This window comes from Pseudomonas sp. I3-I5, assembly GCF_022699445.1.
GTDB lineage: Bacteria > Pseudomonadota > Gammaproteobacteria > Pseudomonadales > Pseudomonadaceae > Aquipseudomonas > Aquipseudomonas fulva.
Genome location: NZ_CP093940.1, coordinates 2,487,102 through 2,506,363, shown reverse-complemented (window position 1 = coordinate 2,506,363; position 19,262 = coordinate 2,487,102). Strand labels below are relative to the sequence as shown.

At 62.4% G+C, this 19,262-nt stretch carries 16 protein-coding genes; 6 read left to right on the top strand and 10 right to left on the bottom strand.

Annotated elements, in window-relative coordinates:
* Positions 1-16: 16 nt before the first annotated feature.
* Together MOP87_RS11190 and MOP87_RS11185 are read right to left on the bottom strand one after the other, a co-directional pair.
* Positions 17-2,257 (bottom strand): molybdopterin cofactor-binding domain-containing protein, encoded by a 2,241-nt coding sequence (locus tag MOP87_RS11190; protein ID WP_242809492.1) that lies wholly within the window; start codon positions 2,255-2,257, stop codon positions 17-19.
* Positions 2,257-2,712 (bottom strand): (2Fe-2S)-binding protein, encoded by a 456-nt coding sequence (locus MOP87_RS11185; RefSeq protein WP_027914846.1) that lies wholly within the window; start codon positions 2,710-2,712, stop codon positions 2,257-2,259. The genes MOP87_RS11190 and MOP87_RS11185 overlap by 1 nt, the downstream gene beginning before the upstream one ends.
* Positions 2,713-2,975: 263 nt before the next feature.
* Between MOP87_RS11185 and MOP87_RS11180 the strand changes: the two genes are divergently transcribed.
* The 4 genes from MOP87_RS11180 (at position 2,976) to MOP87_RS11165 (ending at position 7,793) form a co-directional block, all read left to right on the top strand.
* A complete protein-coding gene (locus MOP87_RS11180) occupies positions 2,976-5,162 on the top strand; it encodes an OsmC domain/YcaO domain-containing protein (protein ID WP_128610439.1) in 2,187 nt (728 codons plus the stop codon).
* Between the two features lie 194 nt (positions 5,163-5,356).
* On the top strand, positions 5,357-5,785 hold the full coding sequence (locus tag MOP87_RS11175) for a DUF2231 domain-containing protein (protein WP_027914848.1): 429 nt from the start codon (positions 5,357-5,359) through the stop codon (positions 5,783-5,785).
* A complete protein-coding gene (locus tag MOP87_RS11170) occupies positions 5,782-7,071 on the top strand; it encodes a sorbosone dehydrogenase family protein (RefSeq protein ID WP_027914849.1) in 1,290 nt (429 codons plus the stop codon). The genes MOP87_RS11175 and MOP87_RS11170 overlap by 4 nt, the downstream gene beginning before the upstream one ends.
* 188 nt (positions 7,072-7,259) lie before the next feature.
* Positions 7,260-7,793, top strand: coding sequence for a DMT family transporter (locus MOP87_RS11165; RefSeq protein ID WP_027914850.1), 534 nt, complete (start codon positions 7,260-7,262; stop codon positions 7,791-7,793).
* Here MOP87_RS11165 and MOP87_RS11160 read toward each other — a convergent pair.
* A complete protein-coding gene (locus tag MOP87_RS11160; RefSeq protein WP_049695873.1) occupies positions 7,778-8,686 on the bottom strand; it encodes a LysR family transcriptional regulator in 909 nt (302 codons plus the stop codon). The two genes, MOP87_RS11165 and MOP87_RS11160, sit on opposite strands and share 16 nt — an antisense overlap.
* A 135-nt stretch (positions 8,687-8,821) precedes the next feature.
* Between MOP87_RS11160 and MOP87_RS11155 the strand changes: the two genes are divergently transcribed.
* Positions 8,822-10,036, top strand: coding sequence for a YeeE/YedE family protein (locus tag MOP87_RS11155; protein ID WP_059183955.1), 1,215 nt, complete (start codon positions 8,822-8,824; stop codon positions 10,034-10,036).
* 109 nt (positions 10,037-10,145) lie between these two features.
* Here MOP87_RS11155 and MOP87_RS11150 read toward each other — a convergent pair whose 3' ends face one another.
* Both MOP87_RS11150 and MOP87_RS11145 read right to left on the bottom strand, forming a co-directional pair.
* Positions 10,146-10,475 (bottom strand): hypothetical protein, encoded by a 330-nt coding sequence (locus tag MOP87_RS11150; protein WP_027914853.1) that lies wholly within the window; start codon positions 10,473-10,475, stop codon positions 10,146-10,148.
* Between the two features lie 74 nt (positions 10,476-10,549).
* Positions 10,550-11,200, bottom strand: a complete 651-nt coding sequence (locus MOP87_RS11145; protein ID WP_059183956.1) for a DUF998 domain-containing protein — start codon at positions 11,198-11,200, stop codon at positions 10,550-10,552.
* 138 nt (positions 11,201-11,338) lie between these two features.
* On the opposite strand from MOP87_RS11145, the gene MOP87_RS11140 reads away from it, so the two are divergent.
* Positions 11,339-12,088: a FadR/GntR family transcriptional regulator gene (locus MOP87_RS11140; RefSeq protein WP_242809490.1), complete on the top strand. Its 750-nt coding sequence runs from the start codon at positions 11,339-11,341 to the stop codon at positions 12,086-12,088.
* Between the two features lie 45 nt (positions 12,089-12,133).
* Here MOP87_RS11140 and MOP87_RS11135 read toward each other — a convergent pair whose 3' ends face one another.
* From MOP87_RS11135 to MOP87_RS11115, 5 genes are all read right to left on the bottom strand, one after another.
* Entirely contained in the window at positions 12,134-13,726 is a 1,593-nt protein-coding gene (locus tag MOP87_RS11135) for an aldehyde dehydrogenase (NADP(+)) (RefSeq protein WP_242809488.1), read from the bottom strand.
* 23 nt (positions 13,727-13,749) lie between these two features.
* Positions 13,750-15,303 (bottom strand): galactarate dehydratase, encoded by a 1,554-nt coding sequence (gene garD / locus MOP87_RS11130; RefSeq protein ID WP_110607200.1) that lies wholly within the window; start codon positions 15,301-15,303, stop codon positions 13,750-13,752.
* Positions 15,304-15,379: 76 nt separating this feature from the next.
* Positions 15,380-16,744, bottom strand: coding sequence for an MFS transporter (locus MOP87_RS11125; protein ID WP_027914858.1), 1,365 nt, complete (start codon positions 16,742-16,744; stop codon positions 15,380-15,382).
* A 102-nt stretch (positions 16,745-16,846) separates the two neighbouring features.
* Positions 16,847-17,758 (bottom strand): 5-dehydro-4-deoxyglucarate dehydratase, encoded by a 912-nt coding sequence (kdgD, locus tag MOP87_RS11120; RefSeq protein ID WP_027914859.1) that lies wholly within the window; start codon positions 17,756-17,758, stop codon positions 16,847-16,849.
* Between the two features lie 285 nt (positions 17,759-18,043).
* Positions 18,044-18,853: a type 1 glutamine amidotransferase gene (locus MOP87_RS11115; RefSeq protein WP_027914860.1), complete on the bottom strand. Its 810-nt coding sequence runs from the start codon at positions 18,851-18,853 to the stop codon at positions 18,044-18,046.
* Between the last annotated feature and the right edge of the window lie 409 nt (positions 18,854-19,262).

Below are 19,262 nucleotides of genomic sequence, written 5' to 3'. Positions count from 1 at the left end.
GCGGCGTCCTTGTCGGTCAGCTGAAGGTATGACGGCTCATGGGCAGGCTGCGAACCCGCTGTCCGGTCAGCTGGGCCACGGCATTGGCCACTGCCGGTGCTACCGCGGGCAAAGGTGGCTCGCCGATACCGCCCATCTTCGCGCCGCTTTCAACGATGCGTACATGCACCCGGGCCATGCGCGCAGGCGGCAGGATTGGGTACAGGTCATAGTTGCGCGCACGCGGCATGCCATCGACGTATACCGCTTCCTCGACCAGCGTCTGCGACAACCCCAAGGCAACCGCGCCATTGACCTGGTGCTCGATGATGGCCGGGTTGACGATGCTACCCGGATCGATCGCCTGCCAGATGTCGTGGACCTTCACGTGGCCATCTTCGATGGAGACCTCGGCGATCACCGCCGCTTCGGACCCGAAAGGGGACGCCATCGCCAAGCCCCGGGCCCGCCGCGTGCCATCCTGGGCAGTGAAAGGCCCGCGTTTCCAGCCACCTGAAAGCTCGACGACCGCTTGCAGTAACTGGGTCAGGCGTGGGTTGTCTCGCAGCAGGTGTTGACGCAGGGCCAGAGGGTCCTGGCCCCCTTTGTCCGCCAGCTCATCCAGGAAGGACTCATAGAAGAAATCGTTGAGCGAGTTACCCACCGACCGCCAATAGCCGAGCATGGCCGGGCCCTTGACGTACACCTGTGCAATGCGCTTGTTGGCAATGGCATAGGCTTTGCCCGATAGCCCCTCCAATGCCGTGGGGTCTACCTTTTCACCTTGTTTGCCGGCCAGGGCTTCAGTGGGGCCCTCCGTGGAGCTGACCGCTTCCAGGACCACCGGCAAGCCTTCGGCATCGAGCCCGGCCCGGAACTTGACCGCGGCGACCGGGCGTAGCACATCGCGCAGGAACTCTTCCTCGCGGCTCCAGATCAGCTTGACGGGTTGGCCTACCGCCTTGGCCAGCGCGATGGCCTGCGGGTAGGAGTTGGCCGACTCATACAGGAAGTGCCGACCGAAGAAGCCGCCCAGCAGTGGCGAATGCAGCGTGATCTGGTCGGGTGGCAGTCCGGTGCGCTTGGCAATGTCATCGCGGAACATGTCGGGCGCCTGGTTGGGCAGCCAGACCTCCAGTGTGCCGTCGGGATTGAAGCGGGCAAGGGCAGAAGGGGGTTCCAACTGGGCATGGTTCAGGTACTGGTTGTGGTAGCTGGCTTCTACAGTGGTCACGGCGTTGTCCAGCGCGCTTGCCACATCTCCGGCCGTTTCCTCATCACGGGCCGGACCTGTAGCATCGGCCAGGTGCTGGAGCCAGCCGTCGCTGGAGAAATCCGCCGGCATGGCCCGTACGGTGGAGTCTGCGGCCGGCTCCAGCCACTCCACTTGCAGGGCCTCGACAGCACGCTTGGCGTGCCACCACCGCGGCGCAATTACGGCAACAGCCCCGGGCAGGCGATGTACCGAATGCACGCCCTTCATGGCAGTCACCTGTGCCTCATTGCGCACCCGGCCCACCGTCATGCCCAGGCGAGGGGCATGCTGCACGGCTGCGTGAAGCATGCCTGGCACGCTGATATCGATGCAGTACAAGGCCTTGCCGGTGGACTTGTCGTACGCATCCAACCGCCGAACCGGTTTGCCGATCCAGCGAAACTGGGCAGGATCTCGTAGCTTGACGGTGGCAGGGTCGGGGACCGGCAAGTCCATGGCGCGGTTGGCGAGCTCGCCATAACCGAGTGTGCGCCCTGACGTGGTATGTACTACGGTACCCGGCGTCGTGGTGAGCTCGCTCATCTCGACCCCGAGTTGCTGCGCGGCGGCCTGCAGCAACATCGCCCGCGCCAGTGCGCCCAGACGGCGCATGGTGGGGTAGCTCATGCGTACGGACATGCTGCCGCCGGTGATGCGCATGCCGTTTTCCATCACGACATAGGCTTGGCCGGGTGGGGCGCTGTCCACGACGAAATGAGCGGGATCCACATCCAGCTCCTCGCCAACGATCTGCGCCATGGCGGTAAACGGTCCTTGGCCGCCTTCCATGAACGGACTGAGCAGACGAACCGTGCCATTCGGTCGGATTTCCAGGAACGCCGGTACCTGGGTGCCTCGCTGCGCATCGGCAGCGGCTTGCACACGCGCAACGCCCGTCGGCAGGCCGAAGCCCAGGACCAATGCGCCTGCGGCCGTGCCCACGAGGAAACGGCGGCGCGAAAGATTGACGGTTTCGCCAGCTTGCAACCTATGCAGTTCGGCAACGGGATCAGGAGCGCTCATCAGGCTTTGACTCCCTGCGCCAAGTCATGCATGGCTGCATGGATAGCGTTGTAGGTGCCGCAACGGCACAGGTTGATCATGGCCGCATCGATCTGCTCGGCGCTGGGTGCAGGGGTATGCTTGAGCAGTGCGGTCGCCGCCATCACCTGACCGGACTGGCAATACCCGCATTGCGCGACCTGGTGTTCCACCCAGGCCGCTACCACCCGCTTGCCCACAGGGTCCGCTTCGATCGCCTCGATGGTCGATACCTGTCTGCCAACCACGCCGGACACCGGGGTAACGCAGGCGCGCACCACAACGCCGTCGACCAGCACCGAGCAGGCCCCGCATTGGGCCAGGCCGCAGCCATACTTGGTGCCGGTCATGCCCAGATCGTCGCGGATCACCCACAGCAAGGGCGTATCGGCATCTGCATCGACCTGGTGGGTCGTGCCGTTGATGTGTAATTCCATGGTTCACCTGCTAGTGATCGGTCTGCGCTGTTCTTGTCGTGATGGTTGGGGGTGCGTTGCCCCGTGCAGAAACGCTAGCACACCGCTGAACCGGTGCCTGCTGCAGGCTGTGCAGATGCAGAGGATCAGGCAAGGATTTCCCCGGAATGCGCAAGCGCGCGCCTGTAGCTGCCGCGTACGACCTTCGGGGAGGATTTCCGCGGTGAAAAACCGGATAATGCCGACCATTGTGTTTTGCACGCTTAAAGTCACGGTAAACCCGCATGGAAATAAAGGTCAATTTTCTCGACAATCTCCGTCTCGAAGCCAAGTTCGACGACTTCACGGTGATCGCCGATCAACCGATCCGCTACAAGGGCGATGGTTCGGCCCCTGGGCCGTTCGACTATTTCCTGGCGTCTTCGGCGCTGTGCGCGGCTTACTTCGTCAAGCTCTACTGCCAGACACGCGGTATTGCGACCGAAAACATTCGCCTGTCGCAGAACAACATCGTCGACCCTGAGAACCGCTACAACCAGGTGTTCAAGATCCAGGTCGAATTGCCCGAAGACATCACTGACAAGGACCGCCAGGGCATCTTGCGTTCAATCGAGCGCTGCACGGTCAAGAAGGTGGTGCAGACCGGTCCGCAATTCGTGATCGAGGTGGTCGACAACCTCGACGCCGATGCCCAGGGTCTGCTGATGCCGGTGGCCGAAACCAGCACGCGCATCCCGGGCAAGGACCTGCCACTGGAACAGACGATTGCCAACATGTCCGGCATCCTGGCCGACCTTGGCATGAAGATCGAAATTGCCTCCTGGCGCAATATCGTGCCTAACGTCTGGTCGCTGCACGTGCGCGATGCGCAGTCGCCCATGTGCTTCACCAATGGCAAAGGCGCTACCAAGGAAGCTGCCCTGGCGTCAGCATTGGGCGAATTCATCGAGCGGCTGAACTGCAATTTCTTCTACAACGACCAGTTCTGGGGAGAGGAGCTGGCCAATGCGGCGTTCGTGCACTACCCGGACGAGCAGTGGTTCAAGCCCGGCCCCCGTGATGCCCTGCCCAGCGAAATCCTCGACGCGCATTGCCTGGCCATCTACAACCCCGATGGCGAACTGCGCGGCTCGCACCTGTACGACACCAACTCGGGCAACACGGCCCGGGGCATCTGCTCACTGCCGTTCGTGCGCCAGTCGGACCAGCAAGTGGTGTACTTCCCATCGAACCTGATCGAGAACCTGTTCCTGAGCAACGGCATGAGCGCGGGCAACACGCTGGCCGAAGCGCAGGTGCAGTGCCTGTCCGAAATCTTCGAGCGAGCGGTCAAGCGTGAAATCCTGGAAGGCGAGCTGTGCCTGCCAGATGTGCCGGACGAGGTGCTGGCGCGCTATCCGTCCATCGTCGCGGGTATCCAGGGGTTGGAAGAACAGGGCTTCCCGGTGCTGGTCAAGGATGCCTCGCTGGGTGGTGAATTCCCGGTGATGTGCGTGACCCTGATGAACCCGCGCACCGGTGGTGTGTTCGCCTCGTTCGGTGCGCACCCAAGCCTTGAGGTGGCTTTGGAACGCAGCCTGACGGAACTGCTGCAGGGCCGCAGCTTCGAAGGTTTGAACGACCTGCCGCAGCCCACGTTCGAAAGCCACGCCCTGACCGAGCCGAACAATTTCGTCGAGCACTTCATCGACTCCAGCGGCGTTGTGTCGTGGCGCTTCTTCAGCGCTAAGCCTGACTTCGAGTTCGTCGATTGGGATTTCACTGCCCAGGGCGAAGGTGCCAATGCGCAGGAGGCAGCCACCTTGTTCGGCATCCTCGAAGACCTTGGCAAAGAAGTCTACATGGCCGTGTACGACGACCTTGGGGCGATCGCCTGCCGAATTCTGGTGCCAGGCTATTCGGAAATCTACCCGGTCGAGGACCTGATCTGGGACAACACCAACCGGGCGCTGTCCTTCCGCGCCGACATCCTCAACCTGCACCGCCTGGACAACCGCTCGCTCAAGCTGCTGCTCAAGCGCCTGGATAACTGCGATGTCGACGACTACACCACCATCACCACGCTGATTGGCGTCGAATTCGACGACAACACGGTCTGGGGACAACTGACTATCCTCGAGCTCAAACTGCTCATTTGCCTGGCCGTGCAGCGCTTCGAGGAGGCCAAGGAACTGGTCGAGGCGTTTTTGCAGTTCAACGACAATACCGTGGAGCGGGGGTTGTTCTACCAGGCGCTTAACGTGGCATTGGAAGTGCAGTTGGACGATGAGCTGGACATGGCCGACTACGAAGTCAATTTCCGCCGCATGTTCGGCAACCCACGGATGGACGCGGTAGTGGGCTCGATCGAAGGTAGCGTGCGCTTCTACGGCCTGACCCCGACCAGCATGAAGCTCGAAGGGCTGGATCGCCATTTGCGCCTGATCGACAGCTACAAGAAGCTGCACGCCGCTCGGGCGCGGCTGGCTTGACGTCCTGCAGGCATGCGGGCCTGGATAGGCCGCGCATGCCACACAGGGAGGCGGCTCGGGATTTCTTGCAGGATATTTCAGTGGTGCGTGGCTGAACTATCGGCTCGCCAGGGTGCTCATTTGCTAGGCGCACCCTGCGTATCCCCGTGGGCCGTCTCTCGTCGGCCCTGGTCACTGAACGAAAAGGAGGCACCGTGACCGTATCCGACCCTACCCTGTACCGCTGCAGACCTGGCCCACTGCATGCGTTGTTGTTGGCGGGCACCGTGCCGCTGTTCCTGGGGGCAATGATCAGTGACATTGCCTACTACAACAGCTACCAGATTCAATGGAGCAACTTTGCCGCCTGGCTGATCGCAGGGGGCCTGGTGTTCTGCGGGCTGGCCCTGCTGTTCGCCCTGGCCAACTTGATCAGCGCTCGGCGCAAGGCCGGGCGGCCGACCCTTTATTTCTTGTTGCTGCTGGTGACGTGGGTGCTTGGGTTGGTCAACGCCTTCGAGCACGCCAAGGACGCCTGGGCTGTGATGCCGTCCGGGCTGGTACTGTCGGTAATCGTGACGGTGCTCGCGGTGGTAACGGCGTGGCTTGGCTTGAGCAACCTGCGTTCGGGAGGTGAAGCATGAGAGCGCTGCACGCTGTGAGCTTGTTGTCCCTTTCGCTGTTGCTGGCCGCTTGCGGCGGTGAGGGTGACCCTACCCAGGCCCGTGGGCCCGACCCGAAACTGCCCGAGCCCCAGCGCGGTCTGCTGCCCAGCATGAAGATCGCCGAGCCGGTGGCTTGGGGTCAGCAAAAGCCGACCGTACCCGACGGTTTCAGCGTCACCGCCATCGCCACCGATTTGAAAATCCCGCGTCAGAGCCTGGTGTTGCCCAACGGCGACATCCTGGTGGCAGAGGGGCGCGGCGGCAGCGCTGCCAAACTCAAGCCCAAGGATGTGATCGCCAGCCAGATCAAGGCCAAGGGCAATACCCAGGTCAAGGGCGGCAACCGCTTAACCCTGTTGCGCGATGCCGACGGTGACGGCAAGTATGAGTTGCAGACCGTCTTTGCCGAAAACCTGAATGCGCCCTATGGCCTGGCATTTGCCGATGGCAAGTTGTACGTGGCCAATCAGGATGCGCTGGTGCGCTTCGACTACCGCGACGGCCAGACCAAGGCCGACGGCCCACCGGTCAAACTCACCGACCTGCCAGCCGAGATCAACCATCACTGGACCAAGGCACTGACCATCAGCCCGGACGGCCGCTTCCTCTATGTGGGCATCGGTTCGAACAGCAACATCACCGAGCGGGGCCTTGAGGTCGAGATCGACCGTGCGATGGTGTGGGAAGTCGATGCCCAGACTGGCGCGCATCGCCCCTACGCCACTGGGCTGCGCAACCCCACTGCACTGGCCGTCCAGCCGGGTACCGGGCAGCTCTGGACAGTGGTCAACGAGCGCGATGAACTCGGCCCGGACTTGGTTCCCGATTACCTGACTTCAGTGCGCGAAGGCGGCTTCTACGGCTGGCCTTACAGTTACTGGGGGCAGAATGTCGATGACCGGGTGCGCCCGCAGAACCCTGACAAGGTGGCTGCCGCGATCAAGCCCGACTACAGCCTGGGGTCGCATGTCGCAGCGCTCGGTGTCGACTTCTCCACGGCCGCCATGGGGCAAGGCTTTGCTGAAGGGGTGTTCGTGGGTGAGCACGGAAGCTGGAACAGGCCGAACCCGGTCGGCTACAAGGTCATCTTCGTGCCATTCAGCAACGGCAAGCCGGCGGGAGAACCCATCGATTTCGCCACCGGTTTCAGAGGCGAAGATGGCAAGACGCGTGGGCGGCCGGTGGGTGTGACCGTCGACCCGCGTGGGGCACTGATCATTGCGGACGATCTGGCCAACACCATCTGGCGGGTGACGCGCAACTGATGAATCGGCTACGGGGGCAGGACACATTGCCCCTGTAGCCGACACTCAATGTGAGAGTCACGCGGTGCCTGGGCGAAGACGCGCCAGGTTGCTATTCGCCATACGAATAGTTTGCATCTCAGTTTTCGATTTCCATGCGAGGCATCAATAGCCTCATGCTGAACTCCGTCCTGGTAGCGAGAACGGTCATGTTCAGTAAATCCCTTATATTTGTGCTGTTACCCATTGTTTTAGCGTTGATTGCTGGCGCTGTCCTGCCGTTTCAAGCAGCTGGCAATGCCGCTGCGGGGAAGGCACTCGGTCACTGGCTGTGGGGCGCTTTTGCGTCACTTGCCGTCAGCGCGGTGGTCGTTATCACAGCGCTGCTGGTGATGCGGATCCCTGCGCCGGACATCGGCAAAGCCTTGCAAGGGCCTTGGTGGCTCTGGATCGGCGGTGTGTTGGGCGCCCTTTATGTGGCAGGGGCGGCGGCGCTGACGCCCAGGCTTGGGGCGGCAGGCTTTCTGGTGCTGGTGGTGGCAGGGCAGATCGTTACGGCGGTGGTTGCTGATCATTTTGCCATCATGAACCTGCCTGGCAGGCCCCTGGGACTGGCGCGAGTACTTGGGCTAGTTATGATTCTGGCGGGCGTGTGGCTGGTGCAGAGTCAATGGGCGACCAGTACATCCAGCAAAAGCGAGCCCGCAGTACAGTCTTCAAGCCACGATCAGACCTCCGGCTGACAGCACGTCAGCACCGTCTCGCGCAGCCAGCGATGCCCTGCGTCACCGTCTTTGCGGCTGTGCCAGGCTTGCCGGTAATCGATGCAGTCCAGAGGCACCGGCGGGATGAACTCGCGAACCCCTGCATGGGCAGGCAGCGGGGCAACGGCCCGTCGCGCCACGGTAAGAATCAGGTCGGTATCTTTCAACACTTGCACGGCTGCGCTCCAATGGGGCAGTGCAAGGGCAATGTGACGGCGATGACCTTGGGAGGCCAGGGCACGGTCAATCTCATCGAAGGCGTCGGGGCGCGTAGCCACCAGCACATGGGGGCGCGCCAACCACTGGCTCAGGCTCAGTTCGCCCGTGGCCGGCAGCGTCTGCTGGTCAGCCACGCTTACGAAGCGATCGTCAAACAATGACTGGGCGATGATGCCTTGAGGCAGCTCCGGAAAGACCCCCAGTGCCAGATCCAGTTCGCCGTCGAGCAATTGGGCCACCATCGCCTCGCGACTGGCCTGGCTGACCGCCAGGTCGATGCCCGGGGCAACGCGCCGCACATGGCGTAGCAGAGGTGGGAGGATGATCCGTGCGGCGTAGTCCGACAGCGAGAGCCGAAAGCATCGCCGGGCCTGCGTGGCATCGAATTGCGGCGTGCTCAGCAGCCCTTCCAGATCCGCCAATGCGTGTTCCAGCGGCTGTGCCAAGGCCTGAGCCCGCGGGGTGAGCATCATCTTGCCACCCTGACGTACCAGCAAAGGATCATCGAAATGCTCGCGCAGCTGTGCCAGCGCATGGCTGACCGCCGGCTGGCTGCGGTGCAGGCGAATGGCAGCGCGTGTCACATGCCGCTCGGTGAGCAGGGCGTGCAGGGCCAGAAGCAGGTTCAGGTCGATTCTGCGCAATTGATCCATGGTCCGGGCGTCTGATCCGTAAGGGGGCAGGGCCAAGCCTAACAAATGCGCGCCTGTGCCGCTGGCGGCACAACACGACCTTGCCGGCGGTTGCCGTTATACTGCGCACCTGTTCGATTTTTTCCGAGTATTTCGATGGGTCTTTCCGCTACCGCTTCACCTGAATCGCGCCGCCTGGGCGCACCCCTAGTCGCCTTGGGCCTACTGATGGCTGGCGCCTGGTTCCTGGATGTCAACGCAGGCTTCAAGCAGGTGCTGCTTCTGCTGCTGGGGGCTGCGCTGGGCCTGACGTTGTATCACGCCGCCTTCGGTTTCACTTCCGCGTGGCGCGTGTTCATCAATGAGCGGCGTGGCGCCGGCTTGCGCGCACAGATGGTCATGCTGGCACTGGCCGTACTGCTGTTCTTCCCGGCGCTTGCGGCCGGCAACCTGTTCGGCAACCCCGTGACAGGGCTTGTGGCACCGGCCGGGGTGTCCGTCGTGTTCGGGGCTTTCATCTTCGGCATCGGCATGCAGCTGGGGGGCGGCTGCGCGTCGGGCACCTTGTTCACCGTTGGTGGCGGCAATGCCCGAATGCTGGTGACCCTGCTGTTCTTCATCATCGGTTCCGTGACCGCCACGCACCACGCCGACTGGTGGTTTGCTTTGCCATCATTGCCTGCGACCTCGATCGTGCAGGCATGGGGCCTCGTGCCCGCCCTGCTGGTGAGCCTGGGCGTGTTCGGCCTGATCGCCTGGGTCACGGTGCACCTGGAAAAGCGCCGCCACGGTGGGCTTGAACAGCCTGAGCAGCATGGCCGGGCAGGTCTGCAACGCTTTGTACGGGGCCCCTGGCCGTTGGTCTGGGGTGCCGTCGCGTTGGCCGTGCTCAACTATGCCACCCTGGCGCTGGCTGGGCGGCCCTGGGGCATCACCTCGGCCTTCGCCTTGTGGGGCGCAAAGGTGCTGGACAGCCTTGGCGTTCAGGTAAGCAGCTGGGTGTTCTGGCAGGCGCCGGCCAATGCCAAGGCCTTGGCCTCGCCAGTCTGGCAGGATGTAACCACCGTTATGGACCTGGGCATCGTGCTGGGGGCGCTGCTGGCCGCAGGTCTTGCCGGGCGCTTTGCGCCGAGCCTGAAGATCCCGCTGCCGTCACTGATCGCTGCCGTCATTGGCGGCCTGTTACTGGGCTACGGTTCTCGCCTGGCCTACGGCTGCAATATTGGCGCTTATTTCAGCGGTATCGCATCGGGGAGCCTGCACGGCTGGCTATGGCTGATCGCCGCCTACATGGGCAACGTGGTCGGGGTACGGCTACGCCCTGCGTTCTTTGCAGGGGAGCGCCGCGCGACGACCTTGACCGGCTGTTAAGGCAAGGGGCTGGCCGGGTGGTTAACGACTCGGCCAATCAACGTTAGGTTGGGGCAGCTGGACTGATAGTTAACATCAAATATAGTTCGTAACTATCTGATTAAACTAACTATCTACGTGCCACAGCATGCTGTACACATTGTTCATGGTAGGTTTTGCCGATGGCAGCCGGTGAGAGCCGCGAGCGGCTGTTATAGGTTTGCTCGGTGATGCCGAAGGCTGTCATGCGCATCCACGGCTTGGCAAACTTGCGGGCCTGCAGCTTCTTGCGCGCGGTATAGAGCGTCACGCCAGACAACTTGGCTTGTTGGGCCTGGGCTGCAATCTGGGCACCCCACGTGCAGGCTTGGCGATCGTTCTGAGTCAACGATCGCGCGCTGGCGCTGAGACCTACCGTCGCCAGCAGGCAGCCCGTTGTAATTGCTAGAATGACTCGCATGTTCCTGTCCTAAGCGCTTGAAGGAGAAAGAAGTTTGCCTCCTCCTTCCGTAGCCAGGGGCCAGCAGTTTGCCTTCAGGCCAGCGCAGCCTTGGCGCCTGTGCTGGCCTGTTCACACAGGCTGTAACCGGCGATAGCCGCTACCCACGCCACCCCCACGCCATAATTGAGCCGCTGGTAAAGCCCGAACAGTTCCCCGCTCTGCATGGCTTGGCCCATGAACCCGACGGTGATGATTGCGCCAAGGGTACATACCAGCGAGGTGACCGCCAGGGCGCGAGAGTCCGCGACGCGAGCGCCGAGCCAGACCCACAGGCCACTGGCGAGGGTCAAGGACAAGAACATCAACAGCCCTGACAGGTTGTGCAACTGCTGCGACGTGGAAGGCTGGTCAGGCGCGCAGCCCTGGTCGCAGGCGAACCAACCCGTGCCCAAGCTGCCAACGGCGTGCAGTAGCAACAGTACCGCACTGACCATGGCCAGCCGGGAGCCGCGCCAGCGCCGCGCAATGCCCCAGGCGAACAAGGCGAACAAGAGCGCTAGTGGGAAATTGTTCACCAGCGGGGAGAGGCCATGGGTTGGGGCGCCGACGGCGCCAAGCTGGCTCATTGCCAATTGCAGATGATCGTAGCCGGGGTAGGCCATGGCCGTCAGCGAAACGCCCAGAGCCAGCCAAAATGGAATGAGCAAGCCACAGCTCAGCAGTGCTCGGTCGAGCAGTTTCATGCAGACATCCTTCCATGGAAAGCCCGGACCTTAACAAACGGTGTCGTGATAGCACCAGCACCAATAACGTGGCAGCCGTATGTGATCGTACAACTGCCTGCTATCATGACAGCTGTCTTTCAAGGTGAAGCACAGGGCATGTCAGATCTACAATCACCGGCTCGGGCCAGGCGCAAGCCGCGCAGCCTGGCCCAGGAACTGGTCACGGTGCTGACCGAACGCATTCGCAGTGGTCAACTCAAGCGCGGTGACAAGCTGCCGACCGAATCGCAGATCATGGCCGAGGAAGGGGTCAGCCGCACGGTCGTGCGAGAGGCGATCTCGCGCTTGCAAGCCGCCGGGCAGGTGGAAACCCGTCATGGTATCGGTACCTTCGTGCTGGACGCTCCACCGGTTGGGGGGCTGCGCATCGACCCGGCCACGGTGGTGACGCTGCGCGAAGTACTCGCGGTACTGGAGCTGCGCATCGCCCTTGAGATCGAGTCGGCCAGCCTTGCCGCGCAGCGACGCAGCGATGAAGAGCTGGCTGGGATGCGCGCGGCCCTCGATGAGCTCAATGAAGGGGCAGCTCATGCTACCGATGCAGTGTCCGCGGACTTTCAATTCCACCTGCGCATCGCCCAGGCCAGCGGTAATCACTATTTCGCCGACATCATCAACCACCTGGGCACCAGCATCATCCCTCGAACCCGCCTCAATTCTGCCCGCTTGGCCCACGACGACCAGCCCCATTACATGAGCAGGCTGATGCATGAGCACGAAGCGATCTATGAGGCCATTGCACGTCAGGACAGCGAAGGGGCGAAAATGGCCATGCGCATGCACCTGAGCAACAGCCGGGAACGGCTGCGCCAGGCGCATGAGCGGGCACAGGTGAGCGGGGCGTGACACCATCGCCCCAGCCTCCTGGTGTCCCTCATCACGGCTAATGACTCAAGATTGTCCTTCGATCGCTTTATCACTCCACTGGCCATTCACCAGCCGGCGCAACCCCAGCGGGTTGCTGTCGCGCAGCGGCTCTGGCAGCAGCGCCTGCGGGTAGTTCTGATAGCACACCGGCCGTAGGAATCGGTCGATGGCCAACGTGCCGACAGACGTGCCCCGAGCGTCCGAGGTGGCGGGGTACGGGCCGCCGTGGACCATGGCATCGCATACCTCCACCCCGGTGGGGTAGCCGTTCACCAGGATGCGGCCGACCTTTTCCTCCAGCAGCGGTACCAACCAGGCGAACGCAGCAAAGTCTTCAGGCTCGCCGATCAGCGTCGCGGTCAGTTGGCCTCTCAGGCCCTGCAGGGCGCTGCGCAGTTGTACCTCGTCGCGCGCTTGCACCGCTACCGTCGTCGGGCCGAAGACTTCTTCCTGCAAAAGCTGGTCAGACTCCACCAGCAGGCGGGCCTCGGCCTCGAACAGCTGTGCACGTGCCTGCGGGCCTGTCTGCGGCTGGCCGGCCAGGTGCACGATACCGTCATGGGCGTGAAGATGATCCAGCCCACTGGCGTAGCTTCGCAGGCCACCTGCATTGAGCATGGTCTGGCCAGCCTGTTGATCAAGATGGCTGCCCAAGTTCTTGAGCAGTTGGGTGTAAGCGGGCGATTGCAGCCCTATCACCAACCCCGGGTTGGTGCAGAACTGTCCAGCCCCCAGGCATACGGAGCCTGCCAGTTCACGCGCAATCGCTTCGCCGCGCTTGGCCAGCGCCCCAGGCAGGACGATCACCGGGTTGATGCTCGACATTTCGGCAAACACCGGGATCGGCTGGGGGCGCTCGGCGGCCATGCGGCACAGGGCATCGCCACCTTTGAGCGAGCCGGTGAAGCCCACCGCCTGGATGGCCGGATGCTTGACCAATGGCTCACCCACGCCTGCCCCGAACACCATGTTGAACACGCCTTTGGGCATGCCGGTACGGGCGGCCGCGCGTTCGATGGCACAACCGACCAGGTCGGCGGTAGCCATGTGGCCGCTGTGCGCTTTGAATACCACCGGGCAACCGGCAGCCAGTGCAGCGGCGGTGTCACCACCGGCGGTAGAGAAGGCCAGGGGGAAGTTGCTCGCGCCGAACACCGCTACAGGTCCAACGCCGATGCGCATCTGCCGCAGGTCCACGCGCGGCAGCGGCTGACGGTCTGGCTGCGCCATGTCGATACGCGCACCCAGATAGTCGCCTCGGCGCAGCACCTGTGCAAACAGGCGCATCTGACCGCTGGTCCTGCCGCGCTCACCCTGGATCCTGGCTGCTGGTAATGCGGTTTCACGGCAGACGATCGCCACGAAGTCATCGTCGAGCGCATCGAGCTCTGCGGCAATGGCCTCCAGAAATTCGGCGCGCCGTGCCGGTGCCAACTGACGAAACGCTGCGAAAGCGGCCTGTGCGGCTTCGGCCGCCTCGTCCACTTCGCCCTCGGTGGCTTGTACGAAGCCATAGGGCAGCGGCTCACCGGTAGTGGCATCCAAGCTTTGCAGGCGCTGTGTGCCGGCGGCGCTGCGCTGGCCGGCGATGAAGTTGTGGCCAAGAATCTCTGGCATCTGGAACTCCTCAGAAAAAAGGATCAGGTAATGGGTGCGGGATTGAACAGGGTGATGTCGTTGTGCAGGCGGTGTTGCTCAGCCCAGGTGAGCTTGCGCCCGCTGGCCACGTCCAGGTAATAATGGAACAGCTCCCAGCCCAGCGCTTCGATGGTGCTGCGGCCCGTGGCGATGCGCCCGGCGTCGATGTCGATCAGGTCCGGCCAGCGCTGCGCCAGCTCGGTGCGGGTGCATACCTTCACCACCGGCGCCATTGCCAGGCCGTATGGCGTACCTCGGCCGGTGGTGAACACATGCAGGTTCATCCCGGCGGCCAGTTGCAGGGTGCCGCAGACGAAGTCGCTGGCAGGTGTGGCACAGAAGATGAGCCCCTTGCCATTCACCCGTTCCCCCGGCCCGAGCACACCTTGAATGGCGCCGCTGCCGGACTTGACGATTGAGCCCAATGCTTTCTCGACAATGTTCGACAAACCGCCTTTCTTGTTGCCTGGGGTGGTGTTGGCGCTGCGGTCGGCAGCGCCCTGGTGCAGGTAGCGGTCGTACCAGTCCATTTCGCGTACCAGCGCATCGGCCACCTGCGGATCCTGTGCGCGGGAGGTGAGCATGTAGATGGCGTCGCGTACCTCGGTCACTTCCGAGAACAGCACTGTTGCACCGGCCCGCACGAGCAAGTCTGCCGCGTAGCCAAGCGCCGGGTTGGCGGTGATGCCGGAGAAGGCATCGCTGCCGCCGCACTGCATGCCCAGGATCAGCTCACTGGCCGGCACAGTCTCGCGCCTGCGCTTGTCGAGTTTTTTCAGGCGGGTTTCGGCCAGGGCCATGATCTGCTCGATCATTTCCGTGAAGCCCAGGCTTGCGTCCTGCAGACGGTACAGCCAGGGCTCGCTGAGGTCGACCGACAGGTCGTCTTCGTGCATCACTTGGCTGGCCTGCAGCTTTTCACAGCCCAGGCTGATGACCAGCGCTTCGCCACCCAGGTTAGGGTTGCGCGCCAGGTTGCGCACGGTACGGATGGGGATATAGGCATCGCGGGCATTGATGGCCACGCCGCAGCCGTAGCTGTGAGTGAGGGCCACCACATCGTCAACATTCGGATAGCGCGGCAGCAGCTCATTGCGAATGCGCTTGACGGCATGCTCCAGCACCCCGGTGACGCATTGCACGGTGGTAGTGATACCCAGGATGTTGCGGGTGCCGACCGTACCGTCGGCATTGCGGTAGCCTTCGAAGGTATGACCCAGCAGCGGCGGTTTCGGCTGGGGAACTGCATCGCAGCGTGGCAAATCGTCCAGCTCGGGTGGGGCGGGCATGGCCAGCTGACCCTCCTGCACCCAGCTGCCTTGGCGCAGGTCCTCCAGGGCATAGCCGATCACCTGTCCATAGCGCCGTACCGCTTGGCCCTTGGCGATGGGCACGGTGGCCACCTTGTGGCTCTGGGGCACGTCTTCTACCAAGGTAAGCCCATCGGCGAACCGGGCCCCTTCGCCCAGGCCGCCGTCGTTGACCACTACCACCACATTGTCATCATCGTGAAGACGGATATAGCGCGGCGATTCGGAATGTTCGATCAGCTGCATGTTCGGGCCCTATTGTTCAGGTTCTCAGGCTTTTTTTACGTGCGTGCGCACTGCCGGGCAGTGCGCACGTGCTCATTCAATGACGCGGGCTGGCAAGCTGGGCATCCGCCACAGGCGCTGGTTTGGGCTCAGGCGTCTCATCGCGCAGCTCGATGCGCTTGATGGGACCGACGATAACCAGATAGCTCAGTACTGCCACCAGCGCATTGGCGCCCACATAGACCAGCGCCCACTTGAACGAGCCGGTGGCGCTGATGATGTAGCCGATCACGATAGGGGTTGTGATCGAGGCGATGTTGCCGAAGGTATTGAACAACCCGCCGGACAGGCCTGCGATCTGCTTGGGCGAGGTGTCGGCCACCACTGCCCAGCCCAACGCACCAATGCCTTTGCCGAAGAACGCGAGGGTCATGAAGCCTACTACCATCCATTCGGCATCGACGTAGTTGCAGAACACCATGGTGGTGGACAACATCAGGCCGCACACGATTGGCAGTTTGCGCGAGAAGGTCAGCGAATTGCCGCGGCGCAGCAACCAGTCCGAGATCACGCCGCCCAGTACCCCACCGATGAAGCCACAGATAGCCGGCAGCGAAGCGATGAACCCTGCCTTGAGGATGGTCATGCCCCGTTCCTGCACCAGGTACACCGGGAACCAGGTCAGGAAGAAGTAGGTGATGGCGTTGATGCAGTACTGGCCAAGGTACACACCCAGGAGCATGCGGCTGGTCAGCAATTGCTTGATGTAGCCCCACTTGGGCCCGTCGTTGCCGCGCTTGTGGTCCATGTCCACCAAGCCGCCGTTTTGCTCGATGTGTTCAAGCTCGGCGGGGCTGATCCGCGGGTGCTGGCGGGGGTTGTAGATGGTCTTGAGCCATACCATCGAAAAGAGGATGCCCAGCACGCCCATGACCACGAACACATGCTCCCAACCGAAACTGAACACGATCCAGCCCATCAGGGGCGCGAACAGGGCGGTGGCGAAATACTGCGCCGAGTTGAAGATCGCCGAGGCCGTGCCTCGCTCCTGGGTCGGAAACCAGGCGGCGACGATCCGGGCGTTGCCGGGGAACGACGGCGCTTCGGCAAAGCCGACCAGAAAACGCAGGGTGAACAAAGTGACGACTGCCCAGGCCACCGGCAGGCCGCCGACGAAGCCTTGCAGCAAGGTGAACAGTGACCAGGTGAAGATGCTGAATGCATAGACGTTTTTTGAGCCGAAGCGATCCAGCAACCATCCGCCGGGAATCTGTCCGGCCACATAGGCCCAGCCGAAGGCCGAGAAGATGTAGCCCAGGGTGACGGCGTCGATCCCCAGGTCTTTTTGCAGGCTCGACCCTGCGATGGCGATGGTTGCGCGGTCGGCGTAGTTGATCGTGGTCACCACGAACAGCATGAACAGGATCAGGTAGCGCACATGCGTTTTCTTCGTCGCTTGCATGCTGGTAGTACTCCCACTAGTTATTGTTGTGCGGGGTCTTCGAATTGTGCCGGAGTAGGGCGGGCCCACTCCGGGGGCGGCGCTGGCAGGCGCCGCGAGGGTTTACTGCGGCCCCATCTTGTCCATCAGGGCGGCAAGCATTTCATACTCCTCGGGGTTCAGGTCGGTCAGCGGTGCACGAACCGGGCCTGCGTCATGGCCGGCAATGCGGGCACCCGCCTTGACGATGCTGACGGCGTAACCGGCCTTGCGGTTACGAATTTCCAGGTAAGGCAGGAAGAAGTCGTCGATCAACTTGGCTACGGTGGCGTGATCGTCCCGGGCAATGGCGTGGTAGAAGTCCATGGCCGTCTTGGGGATGAAGTTGAATACCGCCGATGAATACACCGGCACACCCAGCGCTTTGTACGCTGCAGCATAGACTTCGGCAGTCGGCAGCCCGCCCAGGTAACTGAAACGCTCACCCAGGCGGCGACGGATCGACACCATCAGTTCAATGTCACCCAGACCGTCCTTGTAGCCGATCAGGTTCGGGCAACGCTCGGCCAGTTGTTCGAGCAAGGTGGCATTGAGGCGACAGACGTTGCGGTTATAGACCACTACGCCGATGTTGACCGACTTGCACACGGCCTCTACATGGGCAGCGACGCCATCCTGGCTGGCTTCGGTGAGGTAGTGCGGCAGCAACAGAAGGCCCTTGGCCCCCAGGCGCTCGGCTTGCTGCGCATACTCGATGGCCTGGCGGGTTGCACCACCTACGCCCGCCAGGATAGGTACCGACGTGGCGCATGTGTCCACCGCTGTCTTGATGACCTGGCTGTATTCGCTGGCAGCCAGGGAGAAGAACTCGCCCGTACCCCCGGCGGCGAACAGCGCACTCGCGCCGTATGGGGCCAACCATTCCAGGCGTTTGATGTAGCCAGCCTGATTGAAATCGCCCTGCGCAGTGAAGTCGGTGACAGGAAATGACAGCAAGCCGTGGGAGAGGATGGATTTCAGTTCTTGTGGGTTCATTGTTATAGGCATCCAGACACTTGGGTGGGAGCGGTGCGGTTTGTATGAGGTAAGTTATCGTACAACCTAACTCAAGAACAGTCCCCTCTAGATTTTTTTTCGGTCTAGGTGATGAGGGATTGCATTAATGGCGCGCTATGGATGGATGGTGGAGCGCAGAAAGCGGCCTTAGACAGTTGTGTCTGCTGTCGGGTCATCGTATCTCTGGGATGGGCAGTCGCTTTACAAACGAATGAGGCGGCCTTGCGCCGCCCCATGCTTAATTACTCGCCTGTGTGCGGGTGATCAGGCCGCCTGTTGAGGCTTGCCCTGTGCCTTGCGAACCTGCGCTCGGCACGCATCGCCAAAGGCCTGGAAGAGCTTGATCGAGTCAGGATTCTTGGCAGCTTGCCACTCCGGGTGCCATTGAACGGCAAACAGGAAAGACGAAAGGCCCGGGGCATGGATGGCCTCGACCAACCCGTCTTCGGCGTGGGCAATGGCTTCGATGCCCTTGCCCAGGTTGCGCAAGCCTTGGCCATGCAGGGAGTTGACGCGAATTTCGTCCGTGCCAAGGGTGTCGCGCAGCCAGCTGCCGGGCTTGATCTTCACGCTGTGAGCCTGAGCGTACTGCACCTCGACAGGGTCTTCGGGGTTTTCACGGTGATCATTGAAACCAGGCTCGGCGTACACCTTCTGGTAGATGTCCCCGCCCAGCGCCACGTTGATTTCCTGCATGCCCCGACACACGCCGAAGATGGGCAGGCCGCGCTTGATCGCCGCCTTGACCAGCGGAATGTCGAACAGGTCACGGTTCCTGTCCTGGCCTTTGCCTGGGGTTTCGTTCTCCTGGCCGTACAGCGCTGGGTCGATGTTGCTGCCCGCGCCCGTCAGGTACACGCCGTCGGCCATGTCCAAGTAGGTCTCCAGTGCCTCGATGCCACAGCAGGTGGGCACCAGGACCGGGACGCAATCGGCGAAATCGACCAGCGGGGTGATGTATTTGTGGGTCATGACCTGGTAGTCATGGCCTTTGCGCTCTTGGGTGCCCATGGTCATCAGAACGATGGGTTTGCGCAGGGAAGGTTGCTTGTTGCCAATGTTGCTGTTGGACATATGTCACCTTGGGACAGGTTGAACCTGTCGTTGTTGTGCAGGTGCACGGCGCGCGGCGCTGGTGCAACCTGGGGCCCCGAGCACTGCCGACTCGTCGGCGTCGACGATGCCGGTCGGGACTTGGTGTTAGATTGCCAGAGCCGTTCGATATGTCAAACGACCGCAGCAGGCCCCTGGCCCCCAATCACGGGGCCTGGCGGGCTGCAAGGCAGTGGCGGCGCGGGTTTGGCTGGGGCGATGGTCAATAATACTTAACGACGCAGTCGACTCATTGCAGCGGTGCAATGTTCCAGCGGTTCCAGGGGTTACGTGTTGATGTTTGGCAGGTGACTTGACCGTATCACGTGGCCCTGCCAGCAGGCGTGGGTTAGTCTTGCGAGCGGTTGCGGTGCAGCACATCCCTCCATGA

Bases quoted from the DNA above. Each gene is read 5' to 3' on its own strand.
- MOP87_RS11125 (WP_027914858.1), bottom strand. From the start codon at position 16,744: ATGCAAGCGACGAAGAAAACGCATGTGCGCTACCTGATCCTGTTCATG.
- MOP87_RS11165 (WP_027914850.1), top strand. From the start codon at position 7,260: ATGTTCAGTAAATCCCTTATATTTGTGCTGTTACCCATTGTTTTAGCG.
- MOP87_RS11145 (WP_059183956.1), bottom strand. From the start codon at position 11,200: ATGAAACTGCTCGACCGAGCACTGCTGAGCTGTGGCTTGCTCATTCCA.
- MOP87_RS11180 (WP_128610439.1), top strand. From the start codon at position 2,976: ATGGAAATAAAGGTCAATTTTCTCGACAATCTCCGTCTCGAAGCCAAG.
- MOP87_RS11160 (WP_049695873.1), bottom strand. From the start codon at position 8,686: ATGGATCAATTGCGCAGAATCGACCTGAACCTGCTTCTGGCCCTGCAC.
- garD (WP_110607200.1), bottom strand. From the start codon at position 15,303: ATGCAGCTGATCGAACATTCCGAATCGCCGCGCTATATCCGTCTTCAC.
- MOP87_RS11155 (WP_059183955.1), top strand. From the start codon at position 8,822: ATGGGTCTTTCCGCTACCGCTTCACCTGAATCGCGCCGCCTGGGCGCA.
- MOP87_RS11170 (WP_027914849.1), top strand. From the start codon at position 5,782: ATGAGAGCGCTGCACGCTGTGAGCTTGTTGTCCCTTTCGCTGTTGCTG.
- MOP87_RS11185 (WP_027914846.1), bottom strand. From the start codon at position 2,712: ATGGAATTACACATCAACGGCACGACCCACCAGGTCGATGCAGATGCC.
- MOP87_RS11150 (WP_027914853.1), bottom strand. From the start codon at position 10,475: ATGCGAGTCATTCTAGCAATTACAACGGGCTGCCTGCTGGCGACGGTA.
- MOP87_RS11140 (WP_242809490.1), top strand. From the start codon at position 11,339: ATGTCAGATCTACAATCACCGGCTCGGGCCAGGCGCAAGCCGCGCAGC.
- kdgD (WP_027914859.1), bottom strand. From the start codon at position 17,758: ATGAACCCACAAGAACTGAAATCCATCCTCTCCCACGGCTTGCTGTCA.
- MOP87_RS11135 (WP_242809488.1), bottom strand. From the start codon at position 13,726: ATGCCAGAGATTCTTGGCCACAACTTCATCGCCGGCCAGCGCAGCGCC.
- MOP87_RS11115 (WP_027914860.1), bottom strand. From the start codon at position 18,853: ATGTCCAACAGCAACATTGGCAACAAGCAACCTTCCCTGCGCAAACCC.
- MOP87_RS11190 (WP_242809492.1), bottom strand. From the start codon at position 2,257: ATGAGCGCTCCTGATCCCGTTGCCGAACTGCATAGGTTGCAAGCTGGC.